The sequence below is a fragment of the Kineococcus indalonis genome (assembly GCF_009906395.1).
In the GTDB taxonomy this organism is placed as follows: Bacteria; Actinomycetota; Actinomycetes; order Actinomycetales; family Kineococcaceae; genus Kineococcus; species Kineococcus indalonis.
On the sequence record NZ_JAAALM010000453.1, the window covers coordinates 1 to 3,371 of the forward strand.

Consider the following 3,371-nt stretch of genomic DNA (forward strand, 5'->3'; position numbering starts at 1 on the left):
GGAGAAGGCCGCGGTGGCGCGCTGGGTGGGGCGGGTGCTCAGCGCCGGGGACCTGCGCGGCCCCGACAGCGGGTGGGCCGAGGCCCTGGACGAGGCGGGGGTGCACGGGGACCTGCGCCGGTCGGTCATCGAGCCGTTCCTGGCCGGCGTGCTCGGCGAGGTCGACGGCACCACCTCGCGGCGCTTCGTGGACCTGGTGGTGCGCAGCTTCCTGCGCGAGACCCCGGGGCTGCCCACCGGCGGCGTGCAGGCGGTGCCGGAGGCGCTGGCCGCGCAGCTGCGGCCCGGCTCGGTGGTGCTGGGCACCCAGGTGCGCCACCTGGGGCTGGCGCCGCGCTCGCTCGTCGCGGAGACCACGGCGGGCGGCGTGAACGTGCGCGCGGTGGTCGTGGCCACCGACGCCGGCGCCGCCACCCACCTGGTGCCGCGCGTGGAGGTGCCGGACTCGCACGCCCTGTCGGCGTTCTGGTACGTCACGCCCTCCTCCCCCGCCCCGGCCTCGCGCGAGCGCCTGCTGCACCTGGACGGCGAGCGCGACGGCCCGGTGGTCAACACCGCGGTCGTCTCCGCGGTGGCGCCCAGCTACGTGCCCGCCGGCGACCGGCGCGGGCTGGTGGCCGCCCTGCTGCTGGGCCGCGACACCTCCGCGCAGACCGAGGCGCGGGTGCGCGCCCAGCTGGGGCGCGTCTACGGCGCGAGCACCTCCGGCTGGGAGCTGATCGCCGTGCACGAGCTGCCGCACGCCCTGCCGGTGCTGGAGCCGCCGTTCGACGGCCCGCGCCCGGTGGAGGTCGGCGACGGGATCTTCGTCACCGGCGACCACCGCGAGAACCCCTCGCAGCAGGGGGCGCTGGTGGCGGGGCGCCGGGCCGCCGACGGCGTCCTGACCCACCTGGGGATGGGGCGCCGCCGTGCCGGCTGAGCGGCCCACGATCGTGGCCACCTCGGGCGGGTGGCGGCGCGGCGCGCGCGGGGGCCTGGAGTGGGCGGGCACCGCCCACGAGGCGGTGCGCCTGGCGCAGGTGCCGTCCTCGCGCCGGCCGCGGCTGACGTACCTGGGCACCGCGGGCGGCGACCAGCGCGGCTGGGCGGCGGAGGTGCACGCCGCCGGGGCGCGCGCCGGGTTCGACACCACGGTGCTGGACCTGTTCCCGATGCCCTCCGTGGACGACGTCGCGCTGCACCTGCTCGACCAGGACGTGGTGTGGGTGGGCGGCGGGTCGGTGGCGAACCTGCTGGCCGTGTGGCGGGTGCACGGGCTGGACACCGCGTTCCGCGCCGCGTGGGGGGCCGGGGTCGTCCTGGGCGGCGTCAGCGCCGGCTCGATCTGCTGGTTCACCGGCGGCACCACCGACTCCTTCGGCCCGGAGCTGCGGGCGGTGACGGACGGCCTGGGGCTGCTGCCGTACGGCAACGGCGTGCACTACGACTCCGAGGAGCGGCGCCGCCCGCTGGTGCACGCGCTGGTCGGCGACGGCACGCTGGGCGAGACGCACTGCACCGACGACGGCGTGGGCCTGGTGTACGCGGGCACCGAGCTGGTCGAGGCGGTGGCGGAGGTCGACGGGAAGGGGGCCTACGTGGTGCGCCGCGAGGGCGGCGAGGTCGTCGAGACGCGCGTGGAGCCGCGCCGGTTGCCGTCCTGAGGCGCGCCGGCCGCGCGCGGGCGCGGACGTAGGCTGCCCGCGTGACGACGGTGCGCGCGGACGCCCCTGTGGTGAGCCGCTGGGACCTGGGCGGGGCGCTGGTGGAGTACGGCGCGGCGTGGGAGCGCCAGCGCGCCCTGCACGCGCAGGTCGCCGCCGGCGAGCGCGGCGACACGGTGCTGCTGCTGGAGCACGAACCGGTGTACACCGCCGGCAAGCGCACGAACTCCTGGGAGCGCCCGGCGGACGGCACCCCCGTGGTCGACGTGGACCGCGGGGGCCGCATCACCTGGCACGGGCCCGGGCAGCTGGTCGGCTACCCGCTGGTGCGGCTGCGCTCGCCGATGGACGTGGTGGGGTACGTGCGCCGGGTGGAGCAGCTGCTCGTCGACGTGGCGGCGCGCTTCGGGGTGGAGGCGTTCCGGGTGCCGGAGCGCACCGGGGTGTGGGTGGCCACGGACGCCCCGGCGGTGCCCGGCGGGCGGTGCGAGGCGAAGGTCGCCGCGATCGGGGTGCGCGTGGCGCGCGGGGTGACCATGCACGGCTTCGCGCTGAACTGCGACACCGACCTGCGCGGCTTCGGGGCGATCGTGCCGTGCGGGCTGCCCGACGCGGGCGTGGCGAGCCTGTCCTCGGCCTCCGGCCGGCGCGTGGGCGTGCTGGAGGCGGCCGCCGCGGTGGAGGAGCTGCTGCCGGCGGCGGGGCTGGCGGGCTGAGCCGCCCGCCGCGCCGCCGGCCGCGGCTCACAGCTGCGGGCGGACCTCCTGGGCCACCAGGTCCAGGTGCTCCAGGTCGGACAGGTCCATCACCTGCAGGTAGAAGCGGGTGATGCCCACCTGCGCGTAGCGGCCGATGGTGTCGACGACCTCGGCGGGGGTGCCGGCCAGGCCGTGCTCGCGCAGCTCGGCGGGTTCGCGGCCGATGGCCCCCGCCCGGCGCACGACCTCGGCCTCGTCCCGGCCGCAGCACAGCACCAGCGCCGCCGAGAACGTGATCTCGCCGGCGTCGCGGCCGCGCGCCTCGCAGGCCTCACGCACGCGCTGCACGGCGGCGCGGGTGTCGTCCAGCTCGGCGAAGGGCAGGTTGAACTCGTCGGCGTACTGCGCCGCCAGGGCGGGGGTGCGCCGCTTGCCGCTGCCGCCGACGATGATCGGCACCTTCGCCTGGGCGGGCTTGGGCAGCGCCGGGGAGCCCGCGAGCCGGTAGTGCTCGCCGGTGAAGTCGAACGTCTCGCCGACGGGGGTGCCCCACAGGCCGGTGACGACGGCCAGCTGCTCGGCGAAGCGCTCGAAGCGCTCCTTCAGCGGCGGGAACGGGATGCCGTAGGCGGCGTGCTCCTCCTCGTACCAGCCGGTGCCCAGGCCCAGCTCCACGCGCCCGCCGGACATCTCGTCCACCTGGGCGACCTGGATCGCCAGGACGCCGGGGTGGCGGAAGGTCGCGGAGGTGACCAGGGTGCCCAGGCGCACGCGGGAGGTGTCCCGGGCGAGGGCCGCCAGGGTCGTCCAGGCGTCGGTGGGGCCGGGCAGGCCGCTGCCGCCCATCGTCAGGTAGTGGTCGGAGCGGAAGAAGGCGTCGTAGCCGGCCTCCTCGGAGGCGACGGCGACGCGGCGCAGGGTCTCGTAGCTGGCGCCCTGCTGGGGCTCGGTGAAGATGCGCAGGTCCACGACGACGATCCTGCCCCGCCCCCCCGCGCGGCGCTCTGGCAGGGTCGTCGTCGTGACG

General features: G+C 77.4%; 4 protein-coding genes. 3 read left to right on the plus strand and 1 reads right to left on the minus strand.

Features of this window, described 5'->3' with window-relative positions:
• The 3 genes from GTR00_RS17300 to lipB form a co-directional block, all read left to right on the plus strand.
• The coding region (locus GTR00_RS17300; protein WP_166612826.1) for an FAD-dependent oxidoreductase at positions 1-922 on the plus strand (922 nt) is incomplete at its 5' end.
• Entirely contained in the window at positions 912-1,646 is a 735-nt protein-coding gene (locus GTR00_RS17305) for a Type 1 glutamine amidotransferase-like domain-containing protein (RefSeq protein ID WP_166612827.1), read from the plus strand. The genes GTR00_RS17300 and GTR00_RS17305, both read left to right, overlap by 11 nt.
• A 41-nt stretch (positions 1,647-1,687) precedes the next feature.
• The gene (gene lipB / locus GTR00_RS17310) at positions 1,688-2,362 is read left to right on the plus strand and encodes a lipoyl(octanoyl) transferase LipB (RefSeq protein WP_323132569.1); all 675 of its coding nucleotides are present in this window, start codon (positions 1,688-1,690) and stop codon (positions 2,360-2,362) included.
• 27 nt (positions 2,363-2,389) lie between these two features.
• Here the strand turns inward: lipB and GTR00_RS17315 are convergent, their stop codons facing one another.
• On the minus strand, positions 2,390-3,313 hold the full coding sequence (locus GTR00_RS17315; protein ID WP_166612828.1) for an LLM class F420-dependent oxidoreductase: 924 nt from the start codon (positions 3,311-3,313) through the stop codon (positions 2,390-2,392).
• Positions 3,314-3,371 lie beyond the last annotated feature (58 nt).